The sequence below is a fragment of the Actinomadura sp. NEAU-AAG7 genome (genome assembly GCF_018603865.1).
Classification (GTDB): Bacteria; Actinomycetota; Actinomycetes; order Streptosporangiales; family Streptosporangiaceae; genus Spirillospora; species Spirillospora litoris.
Genome location: NZ_JAHFZY010000007.1, coordinates 25,600 through 47,400, shown reverse-complemented (window position 1 = coordinate 47,400; position 21,801 = coordinate 25,600). Strand labels below are relative to the sequence as shown.

3 protein-coding genes (1 of these 3 only partly in view) are annotated in these 21,801 nt (G+C 74.8%); all 3 read left to right on the top strand.

Annotated elements, in window-relative coordinates; all coding sequences use genetic code 11:
• Tightly spaced (each overlapping or abutting the next), the 3 genes in view from KLI87_RS29930 to KLI87_RS29920 form a layout consistent with a single transcriptional unit that may run on beyond the window.
• On the top strand, positions 1-3,929 hold the 3' portion of the coding sequence (locus tag KLI87_RS29930) for a non-ribosomal peptide synthetase (RefSeq protein ID WP_214619711.1). Its footprint begins 3,382 nt before the window's first position; only the last 3,929 of its 7,311 coding nucleotides appear in the window; its start codon lies beyond the left edge, outside the window; its stop codon occupies positions 3,927-3,929.
• Entirely contained in the window at positions 3,929-20,722 is a 16,794-nt protein-coding gene (locus KLI87_RS29925) for a non-ribosomal peptide synthetase (protein WP_214619709.1), read from the top strand. Before KLI87_RS29930 ends, KLI87_RS29925 begins: the two co-directional genes overlap by 1 nt.
• Positions 20,719-21,801: a hypothetical protein gene (locus KLI87_RS29920; RefSeq protein WP_214619707.1), complete on the top strand. Its 1,083-nt coding sequence runs from the start codon at positions 20,719-20,721 to the stop codon at positions 21,799-21,801. Before KLI87_RS29925 ends, KLI87_RS29920 begins: the two co-directional genes overlap by 4 nt.

The window sequence follows — 21,801 nt, the reverse complement described above, 5'->3', positions numbered from 1 at the left end:
TCGTCGCGGCACTGGAACGGGCCCTCGACGGCGGCCCCGAGACGTCCCTCGGCGCCCTGGAGATCCTCGACACCGCCTCGCGGACGCGGATCCTCACCGGCTGGAACGACACGGCCGCCGACGTCCCGCACGGGTCGGTGGTGGAGTGGTTCGAGGCGCGTGCGGCCGCCGCTCCGGATTCGGTGGCGGTGGTGTCGGGTGATGTGTCGTTGACGTTCGCGGAGTTGGATGCTCGGGCCGGTTGTTTGGCGCGGTTGTTGGTCGGGCGTGGTGTGGGTGTCGGTTCGTTGGTGGCGGTGGCCGTGGAGCGGTCGGTGGATCTGGTGGTGTCGTTGCTGGCGGTGTTGAAGGCCGGTGGCGCGTATGTGCCGGTGGATCCGGAGTATCCGGCGGAGCGGATCGGTTTCGTGCTGGACGATGCTTCGCCGGTGTGCGTGCTGGCGTCGAAGGCCACGGCCGGGGTTCTGCCATCGGACCTTGCCGACGTGCTGGTTCTGGAGGACCTCGACCTTTCCGGGAAGCCGCTGGAAAAGCGCGCGCTACTGGAGCCGGGTGATTCGGCGTATGTGATTCATACGTCGGGGTCGACGGGTCGTCCGAAGGGTGTGGTGGTCGGTCACGGCGCCCTGGTGAACCACCTGTGGGCGATGGGTGAGCGGGTGCCTCTGGGCCCGGAGGATCGGCTTGTCGCGGTGACCACGGTGTCGTTCGACATCGCGGCGTTGGAGCTTTTCCTGCCGCTGGTGTCGGGCGCGCGCGTCGTGTTGGCCGACCGGGAGACGGTGGCCGAGCCCAGGGCGCTGGCCGAGTTGGTGCGCAGCGTCGGCGCGACCGTCGTGCAGGCGGTTCCGTCGTTGTGGCGGGCGTTGCTGGACGTCGAGGACTGGCCTGCCGAGGTGCGTGTTCTGGTGGGTGGCGAGGCGCTCCCGCAGGAACTGGCGACTCGGATGCACGCGCTTGGTCTGGACGCGGTGAACGTGTACGGGCCGACCGAGGCGACGATCTGGGCGACCTCGGCCCCGGTCGACGCGGGCCCGGTCTCGATCGGCCGCCCCTTCCTCAACACCTCCGCCTATGTGCTGGACGGCGCCCTGCGGCCGGTTCCCGTCGGTGCGATCGGGGAGCTGTATCTGGCCGGGGCTCAGTTGGCGCGCGGTTATCTCGGCCGCCCGGGGCTGACGGCGGAGCGTTTTGTGGCGTGCCCGTTCGTTTCGTCGGCTCGGATGTATCGGACGGGGGATCTGGCCCGCTGGCGCGGTGACGGGACTCTCGAATGCCTGGGCCGTACCGATGACCAGGTGAAGGTGCGCGGCTTCCGGATCGAGCTGGGCGAGGTCGAGGCCGCGCTGGAGCGTCTCGGGGGAGTGGCACGCGCGGCGGCCACCGTTCACGCGGATCGCTTGGTCGGATATCTCGTAACCGGTTCGGATGCGGCGGTGAATTCCGCCGAGCTTCGGACTCAGGTAGCCCAGATCCTTCCCGGTTACATGGTGCCGTCGGTGCTCATGGTGCTGGACGCGCTGCCTTTGACGGCCAACGGAAAGCTGAACCGCAAGGCCCTGCCCGCCCCAGAGCAGACGGGTGCCACCTCTGGGCGAGCGCCGTCCAACGCCCGCGAGAAGATCTTGTGCGCGGCGTTCTCCGAAGTCCTCGACGTGGACGAGGTCGGCGTCGACGACGACTTCTTCGCCCTCGGCGGCCATTCGCTGCTCGCGGTGCGGCTCGTGGAAAGGCTGCGCGTCCACGGGGTGTCGATCTCGGTGCGGGCGCTGTTCCAGACGCCGACCCCGGCCGGGCTCGCGGACGTGGCCGGAGCGGAACGCGGCGCGGTCCCCGAGAACCTGATCCCGGACGGCGCCACTCGGATCACGCCCGAGATGCTGCCGCTGGTGGAGCTGTCGGCCGAGGAGATCGGCCACATCACCGAGAACACCGTCGGCGGCGCGCCGAACATCGCCGAGATCTATCCCCTCGCCCCGCTCCAGGAAGGGCTGCTGTTCCACCACCTCCTCGCCGACGGCGGCGATGACGCCTACGTGATGCCGACCGTGCTGGAGTTCGACTCCCGGGCCCGGCTCGACGCGTTCACCGGCGCGCTGCAACAGGTGGTCGACCGGCACGACATCCTCCGGACCTCGATCGTCTGGGAGGGGCTGCGCGAGCCGGTGCAGGTGGTCGCGCGCCGCGCCGTCCTGCCCGTCGAGGAGGTGGCCCTGGACCCCGTCGGCGCCGATCCGGTGACCGAGCTGGTGGCGTCGGTCGGCACCTCGATGGACCTGGGGCGCGCCCCGCTGATCAGCGTCCACACCGCCCCCGAGGGCGACCGGTGGCTCGCGCTGGTGCGGGTGCACCACATGGTGCAGGACCACACCGCGATGGGCGTCCTGCTCGGGGAGGTGGAGGCGTTCCTCTCGGGGGACGCAGCCGACCTGCCCGCCCCGCTGCCGTTCCGCGAGTTCGTGGCGCGGTCGCGCGCCGCGCTGGAGGAGTCGGAGCACGAGCGGTACTTCGCCGGGCTGCTCGCGGACGTCCGCGAGCCCACGGCCCCGTTCGGCGTGCTGGACGTGCGGGGCGACGGCGCCGGGGTGGCCCACCACGTGGAGCCCCTCGCGGCCGACGTGGTCGCGCGGCTGCGGGAGGTGTCCCGGAAGCTGGGCAGCAGCGTGGCGATCGTGACGCACGTGGCGTGGGCGCGGGTCCTCGCCGCGGTGTCGGGCCGCGACGACGTGGTGTTCGGGACGGTCCTGTACGGCCGGATGAACGCCGGGGCCGGCGCGGACCGGGTCCCCGGGCCCTTCGTCAACACCCTCCCCGTCCGGGTCCGGACGGACGGGCAGGACGTGCTCGCGGCCGTCTCCGGCATGCGCGCCCAACTCGGCGACCTGCTGGAGCACGAGCACGTGCCGCTCGCGGCGGCGCAGCGGGCGAGCGGCGTCACCGGCGACGTTCCGCTGTTCACCTCCTTCCTCAACTACCTGCACGTCACCGGCCGGGAGGACGCGGCCGGTCCGGGGCAGGAGGGCATCCGGCTCCGGTACTCCCGCGAGCGCACCAACTTCCCCCTTGAGGTCGCCATCGACGACACGGGGGACGGGATCCAGGTGTCGGCCGGGGCCCTCGCCCCGATCGACGCGCGGACGGTCGCGCTCCTGATGAGGGCCGCGATCGAGAACCTCGTCCCCGCGTTGGAGGACGCCCTCGACGGCACGGCGCCGCCCCTGCACAGCGTCGACCCCCTGGGCGGGGCCCAGGTGCTCGACGGTTCGCGGAGCGCGGTGCCCGCGGGCGTGCCGGGCGATCTGTATCTGGCGGACGCACGTCCGGCATCCGACGAGCCCGGCGACCGCCTGTACCGCACGGGCGCCAGGGCACGGCGGACCCCGGAAGGGCGGGTCGAGTTCCTGACCCCCGAGGGTGCACCGATGGCGGTCCCGGGCGCGGCCGCCGACAGACGCCTCGTCGCCTATGTCGTCGCGAAGGACGAGGGCGCCACGCCCGAGTCCGTGCGGGCGTTCGCCGCGACGCACCTGCCGGACTCCATGGTCCCGGCGGCCGTGGTGGTGCTTGACGCGCTGCCGTACTCGGCGAACGGAAAGCTGGACCGGGACGCGCTCCCCGTGCCGGAGTTCGCCGTGGTGGCCGGGGCGGGCCGGGGCCCCTCCAACCGCCGGGAGGAAATCCTGTGCGGATTGTTCGCGCAGGTCCTCGGCCTGGAGAGGGTCGGGGTGGACGACGACTTCTTCGCCCTCGGCGGGCATTCGCTGCTCGCCGTGCGCCTGGTCAACCGGATCCGGGCCGTCCTGCGGGTGGAGCTTCCGTTGCGGGTGCTGCTCGGAGCGCCGACGGTGGCGGAGCTCGCGCGGCGGCTCGGAGAACAACAGTCAGCGAGGCCGATGTTGCGGCCGATGCGTACCCGGGAGGACTCCTGATGGTTCCGTTGTCGTATGCGCAGCGGCGGCTGTGGTTCATCGCGCAGCTCGACGGCCCGAGCGCGACCTACGACATCTCCCGGGTGCTGCGGCTGCCCGGGGAGGTCGACGCCGCGGCGCTCGGCAGCGCGTTCCTGGACGTGCTGGCCCGGCACGAGGTGCTCCGCACCGTCTACGAGGCCGTGGACGGCGAGCCCTACCAGCGCGTCCTGAAGCCCGACGAGCTGGACTGGGCGCTGTCGGTGGCCGAGGTCGACCCCGCCGACCTGGACGTCGCGATCGCCGAGGCGTCGGAGCACGTGTTCGACCTGGAGGCCGAGATCCCGATCCGGGCGTGGCTGTTCCAGGCCGGTCCGGACGAGCGCGTCCTCGTGGTGACGATGCACCACATCGCGAGCGACGGCTGGTCGATGGGCCTGCTCACCAGGGACGTGTCGACCGCCTACGCGGCCCGCGCGCGGGGGCGGGAGCCGGAGTGGGAGCCGCTCCCGGTGCAGTACGCGGACTACGCGTTGTGGCAGCGGGAGCTGCTGGGCGACGAGAACGACCCGGACAGCGTCATGTCGCGCCAGGTGGCGTACTGGAAGGACGCGCTGGCGGGCGCCCCGGAGGAGCTGGCGCTGCCGTTCGACCGCCCGCGCCCGGAGGTCTCCTCCCACCGCGGGCACGAGGTGGCGGTCGACATCCCCGCCCCCGTCCACGCGCGCCTCGTCGAGCTGGCGCAGGCGGAGGGCGTCACCAGCTACATGGTCGTGCAGGCCGCGATGGCGGTGCTGCTGTCGCGGCTCGGCGCGGGCACCGACATTCCGATGGGGACGACCGCCGCGGGCCGGACCGACGAGGCCCTGGACGACCTGGTCGGGTTCTTCATCAACACGCTCGTCATCCGGACGGATCTGTCGGGCGACCCGACGTTCCGCGAGGTGCTGGCCCGCGTCCGCGACACCGGGTGGACGGCGCTCGAACACCAGGACGTGCCGTTCGAGCGGCTGGTGGAGGAGCTGTCCCCGGCGCGGTCGCTCTCCCGGCATCCGCTGTTCCAGGTGATGCTGAAGGTCCAGAACAACGAGCGGACCGTCCTGGACGCGGCGGAGCCCGAACCCGGCCCCGCCCGGTCCGCGCCCGCGCCCTCGGCGGCGGCTTCGGCGGCGGCGAAGTTCGACCTCGACTGGACCTTCGACGAGTTCTTCGACACCGCTCGCGCCCCGGCCGGGCTGCGCGGCGGCGTCGTCGCGGCGGCCGACCTGTTCGAGATCGCGACGATCGAGCGGATCACGACGCTGTTCGCCCGCGTCGTCCGGGAGCTGGTGGCGGCCCCGGAGACGCGGCTGAGCGCGGTGGAGGTCCTGGACGAGGGCGAGCGGCGGCTCGTCCTGGCCGAGTGGAACGACACCGCCCGCGAGGTCGAGGCCGCCACGCTCGCGGAGCTGTTCGAGAAGCAGGCCGCGCGCACGCCGGACGCCCCGGCGCTCGTCTTCGACGGCGTCACGCTGACCTTCGCCGAGACCGACGAGCGCGCGAACCGGCTCGCCCGGTCGCTGATCGCTCGCGGGGTCGGGCCCGAGGCGCGGGTCGGGGTGTGCCTGGAGCGCGGTGCCGAGCTGATCGTGGCGATCCTCGGTGTGCTGAAGGCGGGCGGCGCCTACGTTCCGCTCGACCCGGAGTACCCGGCCGACCGCATCGCCTACATGATCGAGGACGCCGCGCCCGTCACCGTCCTCACCACGGCGACGGCCGCGGCGGCGCTGCCCGAGGGCGCGCCGCACCTCGTCCTGGACAACGCCGCCCTGGAGGGCGTCGACGGCGGCCCGCTCGCCCCCGGCGAGCGGACCGCGCCGCTGCTTCCCCGCCACCCCGCCTACGTGATCTACACGTCCGGGTCGACGGGACGGCCGAAGGGCGTGGTGGTCGAGCACCGCGCGATCACCGGGCTGTGCGAGGGGCACCACGAGGCGCTCTACGGCGGCGGGCGGACGCGGGTGGCGCTGACGACCTCGGTGTCGTTCGACGCGTCCTGGAACCAGCTCGCCGCCCTGTTCACCGGCCACGCGCTGCACATCGTGGACGGTGTCACCTGGCGGGACGCCTCACTCCTGGTCCGCTGGCTGCATGAGAACCGCGTCGACTTCGTGGAGGTCACCCCGTCCTACTTCCAGGCGCTGGCGGACGCGGGCCTGCTGGAGGGCCCGCACCGCCCGAGCCGCGTCGGCCTCGGCGGCGAGGCGCTGCCCGCGAGGACCTGGGAGCTGCTCCGCGCGGCGGACGGCGTCACGGCCTTCAACCTCTACGGGCCGACCGAGTGCACCGTGGACACGGCGATCGCCCGCGTCGCCGACGCCCCCGCGCCGGTGATCGGCCGGCCGGTGGGCAACACCCGCGTCCTCGTCCTGGACGAGCGGCTGCGTCCCGTGCCGCGCGGCGTCCCCGGCGAGCTGTACGTCGCGGGGGCCAACCTCGCGCGCGGCTACGCGGGCCGCCCCGCGCTGACGGCGGAGCGGTTCGTCGCCTCGCCGTTCGCGGCGGGGGAGCGCCTCTACCGCACCGGCGACCGCGTCCGGTGGAACGCCGACGCCCGGCTGGAGTTCCTCGGCCGGGCCGACGACCAGGTGAAGGTCCGCGGGTTCCGCATCGAGCCCGGCGAGGTCCGGGCGGTCGTCGCGGCGCACCCGCGGGTCGCGCAGGCGGCGGTCGTCGCGCGCGAGGACGCGCCGGGGACCGTCCACCTGGTCGCCTACGTGGTCCCGGCCGGGGACGAGCGCGACGCGCTGCCCGAGGACGTGCGCGGGTGGGTCGCCGGGCGGCTGCCCGAGTTCATGGTGCCCTCCGCCGTCGTCGTGCTGGACGCGCTGCCCCTGACCGCGAACGGCAAGCTCGACCGCGCGGCGCTCCCCGCGCCGGACTTCGCGGCCGGCGCGGGCGCGGGCCGGGGCCCGGCGAACGTGCGGGAGGAGATCCTCTGCGCGGCGTTCGCGGAGGTGCTCGGCGTCGACACGGTCGGCGTCGACGACGACTTCTTCCGGTTCGGCGGCCAGTCGCTGCTGGCGATCCGGCTGGTGGCGCTGCTCCAGTCGCGGGGCGTGTCGGTGTCGGTCCGGGCGTTCTTCCAGGCGCCGACCCCGGCGGGCGTCGCCGCGTCCTCCGGCGCGGTGCGGGTCGCCGTCCCCGACCGGATGATCCCCGACGGCGCGACCGCGATCACCCCCGGCATGCTGCCGATGGTGGAGCTGTCGCAGGACCACGTCGACCGGATCGTCGCGTCCGTCGACGGCGGCGCGGCGAACCTCGCCGACGTGTACCCGCTGGCCCCCCTCCAGGAGGGCCTGCTGTTCCACCACCTCATCGCCGAGGGCGGCGACGACGCCTACGTCATGCCCGCCGTCCTGGAGTTCGAGTCGCGCGAGCGGCTCGACGCCTTCCTGGCCGCGCTGCAACGCGTGGTCGACCGGCACGACATCTTCCGGACGTCCGTGCTGTGGGAGGGGCTGCCGGAGCCGGTGCAGGTCGTGTGGCGCGACGCCGTCCTGCCGGTCGAGGAGGTGGCGCTGGAGCCGGGCGAGGCCGACCCGGCGGGGCGGCTCCTCGCGGCGGCCGGCGGCCGGTCGCTCGACCTCGGCCGCGCGCCGCTGATGGACGCGCACGTCGCCGCGGTGCCCGGCGGCGGCTGGGTGGCGCTGGTGCGGGGCCACCACATGGTCCGCGACCACACCGCGCTGGAGGTCGTCCTCGACGAGGTGAAGGACATGCTCGCCGGGCGCGACGACGCGCTGCCCGAGCCGCTGCCGTTCCGCAACTTCGTCGCGCAGGCGCGCGGCGGCATGGACCGCGCCGAGCACGCCCGGTTCTTCGCCAAGCTGCTCGGCGACGTCGAGGAGCCGACCGCGCCGTTCGGCCTGGCCGACGTGCGCGGCGACGGCGCCGGGTCCGTCCGCGCGACGGTCGCGTTCCCCGCCGACCTCGACGCCCGGCTGCGCAACGTCGCGCGCCGCGTCGGCGCCAGCCCCGCGACGATCCTGCACGTCGTGTGGGCGCGGGTGCTCGCGGCGGTGTCCGGGCGCGAGGACGTGGTGTTCGGCACCGTCCTGTTCGGCCGGATGAACTCCGGCGAGGGGTCCGACCGGGTGCCCGGCCCGTTCATGAACACGCTGCCGGTGCGCGTCCGGACGGGCGAGCCGGGCGTGCTGGACGCCGTCGCGGCGATGCGCGGCCAGCTCGCCGACCTGCTGGAGCACGAGCACGCCCCGCTCGCCGTCGCGCAGCGCGCCAGCGGCGTCACCGGCGACGTGCCGCTGTTCACCTCCCTGTTCAACTACCGCCACGACCCGAAGGACCCCGACGACGGCTCGGGCGGCGGCGACCGCGAGGACCCGCTGCGCGGCATCCGGCTGGTGTTCTTCGAGGAGCGCACGAACTACCCGCTGATGGTCTCCGTGAACGACGACGGGGACGCGATCGAGGTGGACGTCGACGCGGTCGCGCCGGTCGACCCGCACGCGGTCGGGCTGCTGGTCGGCGCGGCGGCGGCGAACCTCGTCGAGGCGCTGGAGCGCGCCGTGGACGGCGGCGCGGACCTGCCGCTCGGCCTCGTCCGCGTCCTGGACGAGGCGCAGGAGCGGCGCGTGCTCGTCGAGTGGAACGACACCGCCGTGCCGGTCGCCGCGTCCACCGTCGCGGAGATGGTCGAGGCGCAGGTCGCGCGGACGCCCGGCGCCGACGCGGTGGTCCACGGCGGCGCGACCCTCTCCTACGCGGAGCTGGACGCGCGGGCCAACCGGCTCGCGCGGCTCCTCACCGGCCGCGGCGTCGGCCCCGAGTCGGTCGTCGGGGTGTGCCTGGAGCGGGACGCGGGCGCGGTCGTCGCGCTGCTGGCCGTGCTGAAGGCGGGCGGCGCCTACCTGCCGATCGACCCCGCCCACCCCGCCGAGCGGGTCGCGTTCATGCTGGCCGACGCGGCGCCCGCCGTGGTGCTCGCGTCGGCGGCGACGGCCGGGGCCGTCCCCGACCGCGGCGTGCCGGTCGTGCTCACCGACGCGCCGGAGACCGCCGCGGCGCTCGCGGGCCTGGACCCGCTCCCGCTCACCGCCGCCGAGCGGCCCGCGCCGCTGCCCGGCCACCCCGCCTACGTCATCTTCACCTCCGGCTCGACGGGACGGCCGAAGGGCGTCGTCGTCGAGCACCGCTCGGTCACCGGCCTGCTCGAATGGGCGGCCCGCGAGTTCGGCGGCGCCGACTTCGCGCGCGTGCTGCTGTCGACGTCGCTCACCTTCGACGTGTCGGTGTTCGAGCTGTTCGGGCCGCTGGTGTCGGGCGGCGCCGTCGAGATCGTCCCGGACCTGCTGGCGCTCGCCGACCGGGACGCCCCGCTCGGCCCCGTCAGCCTGGTCAGCGGCGTGCCGTCGGCGTTCGCGCGGCTGCTGGCGGGCGGGCTGCGGGCCGCGCCGCGCGCCGTGGTGTTCGCGGGCGAGGCGCTGACCGCCGACGTGGTGGACGGCGTCCGCGCGGCGCTGCCCGACGCGCGGGTCTCCAACATCTACGGGCCCACCGAGGCCACCGTGTACGCGACCGCCTGGTCGGCGGAGCGCGGGGGCGGCGTCGACGGCGTCGACCACGAAGGCCCGGTGCCGATCGGCCGCCCGGTGTCCAACGCCCGCGCGTACGTGCTCGACCACGCGCTCCGCCCTGTCCCGGCGGGGGTCGCGGGCGAGCTGTACATAGCGGGCGGCGGGCTCGCACGCGGCTACCTGCGGCGCCCGGCGCTGACCGCCGAGCGGTTCGTGGCCGACCCGTTCGGGTCGGGGGAGCGGCTCTACCGCACCGGCGACCTCGTCCGCTGGGACCACGAGGGGCGGCTCGAATACCTCGGGCGCGTGGACGACCAGGTCAAGGTCCGAGGGTTCCGCATCGAGCCCGGCGAGGTCCAGGCGGTCGTCGCGGCGCACGCGCGGGTCGCGCAGGCCGCCGTCGTGGTCCGCGAGGACGCCCCCGGCGACAAGCGCCTGATCGCCTATGTCGTCCCCGGCTCCGGCGCGGATCGCGGCGCGCTGCCCGCCGAGGTGCGGGCGCTGGCGGGCGAGCGGCTCCCCGCGCACATGGTGCCGTCCGCCGTCGTCGTCCTGGACGCGCTGCCGCTGTCGGCCAACGGCAAGCTGGACCGCCGCGCCCTGCCCGCGCCCGAGTACACCCCCACCCGTGGGCGCGGCCCCGCCACGCTGCGCGAGGAGGTGCTGTGCGCCGCGTTCGCGCAGGTCCTCGGCCTGGACCGGGTCGGTGTCGACGACGACTTCTTCGCGCTCGGCGGCCACTCGCTGCTGGCGATCCGGCTCGTGGAGACGCTCCGCGAACGCGGCCTGTCGGTGTCGGTGCGCGCCCTGTTCGTGTCCCCGACGCCCGCCGGGCTCGCGCTCAGCGCGGGCGGCGAGCGCGTCGAGGTGCCGCCGAACCTGGTCCCGGACGGCGCCACCGAGATCACCCCGGCGATGCTGCCGCTGGCGGACCTCACCGCCGAGGAGGTCGGACGCGTCGTCGCGACCGTCGAGGGCGGCGCGGCCAACACCGCCGACGTGTACCCGCTGGCCCCGCTCCAGGAGGGCCTGCTGTTCCACCACCTGCTCGCCGAGGGCGGCGGCGACGCCTACGTCATGCCGACCGTGCTGGAGTTCGACACCCGCGCCCGCCTGGACGGCTTCGTCGCCGCGCTGCAGCACGTCGTCGACCGGCACGACATTCTGCGCACCTCGATCGCCCGGGACGGGCTGCGCGCGCCGGTGCAGGTCGTGTGGCGGCGCGCCGCGCTGCCCGTCCGGGAGGTGGACCTCGACCCGGCGAGCGCCGACCCGGTCGCCGACCTGGTGGCGCTCGGCGGCGGCGCGATGGACCTGCGCCGCGCCCCGCTCATCGACCTCCACGTGGCGCCCGGCCGGGACGGGCGGTGGCTCGCGCTCGTCCGCGTGCACCACATCGTCCAGGACCACACCGCCCTCGAACTGCTCCTTGAGGAGGTGCAGGCGTTCCTCGCCGGGCGCGGCGACGAGCTGGCCGAGCCCCTCCCGTTCCGGAACTTCGTCGCGCAGGCGCGCCACGAGGCGGAGCACGCCGACCACGGGAGCTTCTTCGCCGGGCTGCTCGGCGACGTGACCGAGCCGACCGCGCCGTTCGGACGGCTGGACGTCCTCGGCGACGGCGCCGACGTCGTCCGCGCCGAACTCCCGCTCGCGGGCGAGCTGCACGACCGGCTCCGGACGGTGGCGCGCCGCCTCGGCGTCAGCGCCGCGACCGTGCTGCACGTGGCGTGGGCGCGGGTGCTCGCCGCCGTGTCCGGACGCGACGACGTGGTCTTCGGGACCGTGCTGTTCGGCCGGATGAACGCCGGTTCCGGCTCGGACCGCATGCTCGGCCTGTTCATGAACACGCTGCCCGTGCGCGTCCGGGTGGACGGCGTGGACGCCGCGTCCGCCGTCGCGGCGATGCGCGCGCAACTGGCCGAGCTGCTCGAACACGAGCACGCCCCGCTCGCCGAGGCGCAGCGGGCCAGCGGCGTCACCGGCGACGCGCCGCTGTTCACCTCCCTGTTCAACTACCGCCACAACTCGGGCCGTGCCGCCGCCGACGACCCCCGGGGGCGCGAGGGCATCGGCCGGGTCTTCTCCCAGACGCGCAACAACTACCCGCTCACGGTCGCGGTGGACGACGACGGCGACGAGATCTCCATCGTCGTCTACGCGGTCGCGCCCGTCGACGCGCCCGCCGTGGCCGGGCACCTCGCCACCGCGACCGGGAGCCTCGTCGGCCTCCTTGAGGCGGAGGCGGAGGTCCCGCTCGCCGAGGTGGACGTCCTCGCGGAACCGGAGCGGAACCGGATCCTCGGCGCGTGGAACGACACCGCCGCCGAGATCCCCCGGACGACCGTCGCCGCCCTGTTCGAGGAGCAGGCCGCGCGGACCCCGGACGCGGTCGCGCTGGTATCGGGTTCCGCAGAGATCACCTACGCGGAGCTGGACGCGCGCGCGAACCGCCTCGCCCACTCCCTGCGGGCGCGGGGCGTCGGCGCGGAGTCGGTCGTCGGGCTGTCGCTGCCGCGCGGCGCCGACATGGTGACGGCCGTCCTCGCCGTCTGGAAGGCGGGCGCCGCCTACCTGCCGATCGACCCCGGCTACCCGTTGGAGCGGACGGCGTTCATGCTGGCCGACAGCGGCAGCGAGATCCTGCTGGACGACCCGTCCGCCCTCGCCGCCGACGGCTACCCGGGTACGCGCCCGGACGTCCGCCCCGAACCGGACGGCCTCGCCTACGTGATCTACACCTCCGGCTCCACCGGGCGTCCCAAGGGGGTGGCCGTCACCCACCGCGGCCTCGCGAACTACGTGTCGTCCGTGCCTGGCCGCGTCGGGTTCGGCGCCCCCGGCGACCGGTACGCGCTCCTCCAGGCGCAGGCCACCGACCTCGGCAACACCGTCGTGTTCACCAGCCTCGCCACCGGCGGCGAACTCCACGTCCTGGACGAGGACGCCGTCACCGACGCCTCCGCCGTCGCCGCCTACCTCGCCGACCACCGCATCGACCACGTCAAGGCGGTCCCCTCGCACCTCGCCGCGCTGTCGGCGTCCGCGGGCGTCGAGAACGTGCTGCCCGCCAAGGCGCTGGTGCTCGGCGGCGAGGCCGCGCCGGCCGGCTGGCTCCGCGACGTGCTGGCCGCCGCCGGGACGCGCGCGGTGTCCAACCACTACGGCCCGACCGAGGCCACGATCGGCGTCACCACCGTCCGGCTCACCCCCGGCCTGGTCGGCGCGGGCGCCGTTCCGGTCGGGACGCCGATCGCCAACACCGGCCTCTACGTGCTGGACGGCCGTCTGCGGCCCGTGCCCGCCGGGGCCGTCGGCGAGCTGTACGTCGCGGGCGCCGGGCTCGCGCGCGGCTACACCGGCCGCCCCGGCCTGACCGCCGGGCGCTTCGTCGCCTGCCCGTTCGAGCCCGGCGCGCGGATGTACCGCACCGGCGACCTCGCCCACTGGACGCCGGACGGCCTGCTGGTGTTCGCGGGCCGCGCCGACGACCAGGTCAAGGTGCGCGGGTACCGGATCGAGCCGGGCGAGGTCCAGGCCGCGCTGCTCGCCCACCCGCGCGTCGCCCAGGCCGCCGTGATCGCCCGCACCGGCGCCGACGGCGACACACGGCTCGCCGCCTACGTGGTCCCGGCCGGCGCGGCGGACGACCGGCTCCCCGCCGAGCTGCGCGAGTTCACCGCCGGGCGGCTGCCGGAGCACATGGTGCCGTCCGCCGTGACCGTCCTGGACGCGCTGCCGCTCACCGGCAACGGGAAGCTGGACCGCCGGGCCCTGCCCGACCCGGACCAGGCGCCCGCGCCGCGCACCTCCGCCGCCCGCCGCCCGGCGAGCCCGCGGGAGGAGATCCTCTGCGCCACGTTCGCCGAGGTCCTCGGCCTGCCCGCGGTGGCGCCCGACGGCGACTTCTTCGAACTCGGCGGCCACTCGCTGCTCGCGATCCGGCTGATCAGCCGGGTCCGGGAGGCGCTCGGCGCGGACCTGACCGTCCGGACGTTCTTCCAGGCCCCGAGCCCCGCCGGGCTCGCCGCCCGGCTCGGCGGCGCGGGCGAGGCGCGGACCCCGCTGACCGCGCGGGCCCGGCCCGAGCGGATGCCGCTGTCCTACGGCCAGCGGCGGCTCTGGTTCATCGGCCAGCTCGAAGGCCCGAGCGCCACCTACAACATCCCCGTCGTCCTCGGCCTGGCGGGCGACGTCGACCGCGACGCCCTCGGCCTCGCCCTGCGCGACGTCCTGGGGCGGCACGAGGTGCTCCGCACCGTCTTCCCGACCGCCGACGGCGAGCCCTACCAGCACGTCCTGGACATCGACGACCTCTCCTGGGAACTGGAGACCGTCGAGGTGGCCCCCGGGGAGCTCGCGGGCGCCGTCGCCGAGGCCGCCCGGTACGCCTTCGACCTGTCGGCCGAGGTGCCGATCCGCGCCTGGCTGTTCGAGTCCGGCGCCGACGAGCCCGTACTGGTCGTGACGATGCACCATGTCGCCACCGACGGCTGGTCCAAGGGCCCGCTGGCCGCCGACCTCTCCGACGCCTACGCCGCGCGCCGCGAGGGGCGGGCGCCCGACTGGGAGCCGCTGGCCGTCCAGTACGCGGACTACGCGCTCTGGCAGCGTGAGTTGCTGGGGGATGAGAGCGATCCCGAAAGCGTGATCTCGCGTCAGGTGGCGTACTGGCGCGACGCGCTGGCGGGCGCCCCCGAGGAGCTGTCGCTTCCGTTCGACCGTCCGCGTCCGGCCGTCGCCTCGCACCGCGGGCACCTGGTCTCGCTCGACATCCCGGCGGAGATCCACGCGCGCCTGCTGAAGCTGGCCCGCGACGAGGGCGTGACCACGTTCATGGCGCTCCAGGCGGCGCTGGCGATGCTGCTGTCCAAGCTGGGCGCGGGAACCGACATCCCGATCGGTTCGGCGAACGCCGGGCGCACCGACGAGTCGCTGGACGACCTGGTCGGCTTCTTCGTCAACACGCTGGTGATCCGGACGGACCTGTCGGGCGACCCGACCTTCCGTGAGGTGCTGGGGCGGGTGCGGGAGCGGAGCCTGTCGGCGTTCGCGCATCAGGACGTCCCGTTCGAGAAGCTGGTCGAGGAGCTGTCGCCGAGCCGGTCGATGGCGCGGCACCCGCTCTTCCAGATCGTCCTCACCATGCGCAACACCGTGGACACGACGCTGCGCATGCCCGGCGTCCAGGCCGGGGGCTCCGCCGTGGACGACGCGGACGAGTCCTGGTCCTCGGCCAAGTTCGACGTGGACGTGCTGGTCGGCGAGGCGTTCGACGCCGAGGGCGCGCCCGGCGGCGTGTACGGGTCGGTGACGGTGGCGGCGGACCTGTTCGACCGCGACGCCGCCAAGCGGATCGCCGACGGCTGGGTGCGGGTCCTGGACCTGCTGACGGCCGACCCGAGCCTGAACCTGAGCGCGGTCGACCTCCTGGACGAGGACGCGCGGCACCAGGTCTTGGCCGAGTGGAACGACACCGGTTTCGACGCCGGCCGCGCGATGCTGACCGACCTTTTCGAGGAGCGGGTCGCGCTCGCCCCGGATTCGGTGGCGGTGGTCGCCGAAGGAACCGAGGTCTCGTACGCGGAGGTGGAGGAGCGGGCGAACCGGCTGGCGCACTACCTGATCGGCCAAGGCGTGGGTGCCGAATCAGTCGTGGGCCTGTGCCTGTCGCGCGGCGTGGATTTCGTGGTCGGAGTCCTGGGCGTGTGGAAGGCCGGGGCAGGCTATGTTCCGGTCGATCCGGCCCAACCCGCCGAGCGGATCGCGTTCGTGCTCTCCGACAGCGGCGCGGTTCTGCTGCTGACCACCGATGAGATCCTGGAGGATCTGCCCGCGGGCCGAGTCCGCATGGTCGCCCTGGACGACGCGTTCACCGCCATGCAACTGGCCGCCCAGCCCACGACCGCGCCGCAGGTGAACGTCGAGGCGGATGGGGTGGCGTATGTCATCTACACCTCCGGATCGACCGGCCGTCCGAAGGGTGTCGCGGTCACGCACGGCGGCGTGCGGAACTACGTCGCCTCGGTTCCCGCCCGCGTCGAATTCGGGATGCCCGGCGGGAAGTATGCGCTGCTTCAGGCGCAGGTCACCGACCTGGGCAACACCGTGGTGTTCGCGAGCCTGGCGACCGGCGGCGAGCTGCACATCCTGCCGGAGGAATCCGTCACCGACCCGGCCGCCGTCGCGGAGTACCTGGACGAGCACTCGATCGACTACCTGAAGGCCGTCCCGTCGCACCTCGCCGCACTGGCGTCGGCCGCCGGAACGCGGAACGTGCTGCCCGCCCGGTCACTGGTCCTCGGCGGCGAGGCCGCCCCGCCGGTATGGGTGGAGGAGCTGGTGGAGGCCGCCGATGGATGCGCGGTGTTCAACCACTACGGCCCCACCGAGGCGACGATCGGTGTGACGACCACCCGGCTCTCGGCGGGCGGCGTCGTGCCGGTCGGCTCCCCGGTCGGGAACACCCGCGTGTTCGTGCTGGACGAGTTCCTGTGCCCCGTGGGCCCGAACGTCGTGGGGGAGCTGTACATAGCGGGGGCCCAGTTGGCCCGGGGCTACGTGGGACGCCCCGCCCTGACGGCGGAGCGGTTCGTCGCGTGCCCGTTCGCGCCCGGTGAGCGCATGTACCGGACGGGCGACCGCGCCCGCTGGAACCCCGAGGGGCAGATCGTCTTCGCGGGCCGCGCCGACGACCAGGTCAAGATCCGCGGGTTCCGGATCGAGCCCGGCGAGGTCCAGGCCGCCCTGACCGCGAACCCCCGGGTGGGCCAGGCCGCCGTCATCGCCCGCGAGGACGCCCCCGGCGACCTCCGGCTGATCGCCTACGTCGTCCCCGCCGACCCGGACGCCGGCGAGGACACCGCGTTCCCGGCCGCCGTGCGGCAGTCCGTCGCGCAGCGGCTTCCCGAGCACATGGTCCCCTCCGCCGTCGTCGCGCTGGACGCGCTGCCGCTCACCGGCAACGGCAAGCTCGACCGCAGGGCCCTGCCCGCGCCCGACTACGCGTCCCTGCTGCTGGAGGGCGGGCGCCGGGCGGGGACGCCGCGGGAGGAGATCCTCTGCCTCGCGTTCGCCGAGGTCCTCGGCCTCGACGACGTCGGCGTCGACGACGACTTCTTCGACCTGGGCGGCCACTCGCTGCTGGCGGTCCGGCTGGTCAGCCGGATCCGGGCCGTCCTGGGAGTGGAGATCGAGATCCGCACGCTGTTCGAGGCGCCCACGGTGGCCGGTCTCGCCGAGCGGCTGACCGGCGCGGCGGAGGCACGCGCGCCGCTGACCGCGATGGAGCGGCCGGAGCGGATCCCGCTCTCGTTCGGGCAGCGCCGCATGTGGCTGATCGACCGCCTTGAGGGCGGCGGCTCCACCTACAACATCCCGGTCGCGGCGCGGCTGGCCGGCGAGGTGGACGCGCCCGCGATGGCGGCCGCGTTCCGCGACGCGCTCGCCCGGCACGAGGTGCTGCGCACCGTGTTCCCCGTCGCTGACGGCGAGCCCTACCAGCACGTCATCGACATCGACGACCTGGACTGGCGGTTGGAGACGCTCGACGTCGAGCCGGCGGACCTGCGCGAGGCGATCGCGGCGGCCGAGACGTGCACGTTCGACCTCTCCTCCGACGTGCCCGTCCGGGCGTGGCTGTTCCGGGTCGCGCCGGACGAGCACGTGCTGATGGTGGTCGTCCACCACATCGCCGGTGACGGCTGGTCGTGGGCGCCGCTGGCGCGGGACGTGTCCGCGGCCTACGCCGCGCGCCGCGCGGGGGAGGCGCCCGGGTGGGAGCCGCTGCCCGTCCAGTACGCCGACTACGCGATCTGGCAGCGCGAGGTGCTCGGGGACGGCGCGGACCCGGGCAGCCTGATCTCCCGGCAGGTCGCCTACTGGCGGGACGCGCTGGCCGGGATCCCGGAGGAGCTGGCGCTGCCCGCCGACCGGACCCGTCCCGCCGTGGCCGGGCACGAGGGGTACCGGGTGCCGCTGGAGATCCCCGCCGACGTCCACGCGCGGCTGCGGGACCTGGCGCACGCCGAGGGCGTCACGATGTTCATGATGCTGCACGGCGCGCTCGCGGTGCTGCTGTCGCGGCTCGGCGCCGGAACCGACATCCCGGTCGGCTCGGCGATCGCCGGGCGCACCGACGAGGCGCTGGACGACCTGGTCGGCTACTTCGTCAACACGTTCGTGCTGCGCACCGACCTGTCGGAGGACCCGACGTTCCGCGACGTGCTGGCGCGGGTGCGGGAGGCGGGCCTCGGCGCCTTCGCCCACCCGGACGTGCCGTTCGAGCGGCTCGTCGAGGAGCTGTCGCCGCCGCGCTCGCTGAAGCGGCACCCGCTGTTCCAGGTCATGCTGCTGTTGCAGAACACCGAGGAGGCGGTGCTCGCCCTGCCCGGTGTCCAGGGCGACCGGGAGGCGTCGTCGGGGGCGTCCACCGGGCGGTGGACGGTGAAGTTCGACCTGGACGTGAGCGCCGCCGAGACCCTCGACGAGCACGGCGCCCCGGCCGGGATCGAGGGCCGCGTCGTCGGCGCCGCCGACCTGTTCGAGCCGGAGACCGTCGCGCGGATCGCCGAGCGGCTCGTCCTGGTGCTGGACGCGGTGTCCGCCGACCCGGGGCTGCGGCTGAGCGAGGTCGACGTCCTCGGCGCCGAGGAGCGGCGCCGCGTCCTCACCGGATGGAACGACACCGCGGCGCCGGTGCCGGAGACGACCGTCGCGGGGCTGTTCGAGGCGCAGGTGGCGCGGACCCCCGACGCGGTCGCGCTCGTGGCCGGGGGCACCGAGACCACCTACGCGGAGCTGGACGCGCGGGCGAACCGGCTCGCGCGGTACCTGGTGGAGCGGGGGGTGGGCCCGGAGTCGGTCGTCGCCGCCGTGTTCGAGCGGACCGCCGACCTCGTCGTCGCGCTGCTCGCGGTGGTCAAGGCGGGCGCGGCCTACCTGCCGATCGACCCCGCCTACCCGGCCGGGCGCACCGCCTACGTGATCGCCGACTCCGGCGCGGTGTGCCTGCTCAGCGGCACGGACATGCGGGAGCGGCTCGCCGAGTTCGAGGTCGGCGACCAGGCCGACACCGGCGTCCCCGTCGTCCTGCTGGACGACCCGGCCGTCGCCGGGGCGCTCGCCGCGCTGCCCGCCGGGCCGCTGGCCGACGCCGAGCGCACCGCGCCGCTGCGGCCCGAGCACCCCATGTGGGTGATCTACACCTCCGGGTCCACCGGCCGTCCGAAGGGCGTGCTGGTCGAGCACCGCGCGATCGTCAACTTCCTCTCGGCGATGCAGGACGACTTCGCGCTCGGCGCGGACGACCGGCTCCTCGCGGTCAGCACGCACGGCTGCGACATGGCCGGGTTCGAGTTCTACCTCCCGCTGGTCAACGGCGCCCGGATGGTCCTCGCGTCGCAGGAGCAGGTCCTCGACCCGTGGGCGCTGCGGGAGCTGGTCCGGGCCTCCGGGGCCACGATGGTGCACGCCACCCCGAGCCTGTGGCGCGGGCTCGTCGCCGACGCCGAGGACCCGGTCGACTGGTCGGGGGTCCGCGCGATGATCGGCGCGGAGGCGCTGCCGGGCGACCTCGCCCGCGTCCTGATCGACCGGACGACGCTGTCGAACCTGTACGGGCCGACCGAGACGACGGTGTGGTCGACCGCCAAGCACTTCTCCCGCGACGCGACCGACGTGTCCTCCATCGGTGGCCCGATCGGGAACACCCAGGTGTACGTGCTGGACGACCGGCTGGCGCCCGTGCCGCCCGGCGTGCCCGGCGAGCTGTACATCGCGGGCGACGGCCTGGCGCGCGGCTACCTCGGGCGGCCCGCGCTGACCTCCGGGCGGTTCGTCGCGTGCCCCTTCGGCCCGTCCGGCGCGCGGATGTACCGGACGGGCGACGTCGTCCGCTGGAGCGCGGACGGCGACCTGCACTACCTCGGCCGCGCCGACGACCAGGTGAAGATCCGCGGGTTCCGGGTCGAGCTGAGCGAGATCGAGACCGTCCTCGCCGCGCACCCGGCCGTCGCGCAGGCCGTCGCGCTGGTGCGCGAGGACGTGCCGGGCGACCGGCGGCTGGTCGCCTACGTCGTGCCCGACCCGGGCGCGGAGCAGGAGCCCGGCGGCCTCCCGGCGGCGGTCCGCGCGCTCGCCCAGGAGCAGCTCCCCGGCTACATGGTGCCGTCGGCGGTCGTGCCGCTCGACCGGATGCCGCTGATGCCGAACAGCAAGGTGGACCGCAAGGCGCTGCCCGCCCCCGACCACGGCGCCGGCCAGGAGGCCGCCCACTGGGCCGTCACCTCCTTCGAGGAGGGCCTGTGCGCGGCGTTCGCGGAGGTGCTCGGCGTCGAGCGGGTCGGGGTCCAGGACGACTTCTTCGCGCTCGGCGGCCACTCGCTGCTGGCGGTGCGGCTCGTCGAGCGGCTCCGCGAGCGCGGGGTGCGGGTCGCCGTCCGAGACCTGTTCGCCTCCCCGACGGTCGCCGAGCTGATGCGGCGGATGACGGTCTCCTCCATCAGCGACTCGCTCGACGTCCTGCTGCCGATCCGCGCCGAGGGCACCGAGCCGCCGCTGTTCTGCGTCCACCCGTCCGGCGGGCTGAGCTGGTGCTACATGCCGCTCGCCCGGTTCGCGCCGGAGGGCGTCCCGCTGTACGGGCTCCAGGCGCGCGGCCTGGACGCGACCTCGCCGCTGCCCGCCTCCGTCACGGAGATGGCCGCCGACTACATCGAGCAGATGCGCGCCGTGCGGCCGCACGGCCCCTACCGGGTGCTCGGCTGGTCGTTCGGCGGCGTCGCGGCGCACGAGATCGCCGTGCGGCTCCAGGACGCGGGCGAGGAGGTCGCGCTGATCGTCCTCGACCAGTTCCCGTTCCTGGAGCGGCCCGACGACCCCGCCGAGACCGCCGAGGACCCGGACGCGCACCTGGAGAGCCTGGTCGAGGTCGTCCGCAAGGAGGCGGGCAGCACGCTCGGCGCCGCCACCGACGAGGAGGTCCACGCCATCGCGCGCGTCATCCGCAACAACCGGACGATCCAGATCGGCCACGAGCACGGCCGGTTCGACGGCGACCTCCTGCTGGTCACCGCGACCGGCGACCGGGAGCCGGACGACCCCACCGCGCAGCGATGGGCGCCCTACGTGACCGGGACGGTCACCGAGGCGGGCGTCCCGTGCACGCACTACGAGATGGCGAAGCCCGAGACGCTCGGGCTCGTCTGGGCGGCGATCGAGGAGTGGGAGGCCCGGTGACCCGACCGGGCGACGGGGCGGCGGTCAGGGCCGCGTCGGCGGCGCTGGGCGAGCCGCTGAGCGACCCCGTGCCGCTCGGCGACCCCGGCGACTGCGCGGTGCTGCGCTGCCGCCGCCCCGGCGGCGGCACCGTGATCGTCAAGACCTACGCCGACGCGCGGAACTCGTTCACGGCGGAGGCGTCCGGGCTCGCGCTCGCGGTCGGCGGCCCGGACCTCCTCGCCGTCGACACCGGGTACCCGCTCGTCGTGATGGCCGACCTCGGCGCCGGGCCGAGCCTGACGGACCTGCTGCTCGGCGCCGACCCGCAGGCCGCGCGCGACGGACTGCTGGGCTGGGCGCGCGGGCTCGGCGCGATGGCCCGCGCGGGCCACGGCCGCCAGGACGCGCTGGAGCGGCTCCGGCGCGAATACGGCCGGGACGGCGATCCGCCCGCCAAGGTCAGCTCGACCCTGCGCGGGATCGGCAGGGTCCCTGCCGCGCTCGACGAAGCGGGAATCGAGGTCCCGGACGGGCTGGCCGGCGAGATCGACGAACTCGGCCGCCTCGCCGACGACGGCTATCCCGCCTTCTCCCCGGGCGACACCTGCCCCGACAACAATATGCTCACCCCAGGCGGGCTGCGGTTCCTGGATTTCGAGGCGTCGGGACATCCCTCGGTCTTCCTCACCGCCGCGTACTGCCGGATGCCCTTTTCGAGTTGCTGGTGCGTTTTCCGTCTGGATCCCGCGCTCGCGGCGCTGGTGGAGGAGACCTACCGCGCGGGGCTCCTGGAGGTCTATCCGGATCTGGCCGACGACGGCGCCTGGCGGGCCGGGGTCCGCCGGGGCATCGCCGCGTGGACCGCGCTGACCCTGCTGCTGGTCCCGGACGCGGTCGCCGGCGACGTGCCGCTGAACCGCCGCGCCGCCGCGTCCCCGACGATCCGGCGGCTGCTCGTCCACCGGTGCGGGATGCTCCGGGACGAGCTGCTCCCAGCCGGGGAGTACCCCGCGCTGGCGGAGGCGGCGCGGCGCGTCCTGGAACTGTCGGCCGAATGGGGAGCGGCCCCGCTCTCCCCTTATCCCGCCTTCGCCTGA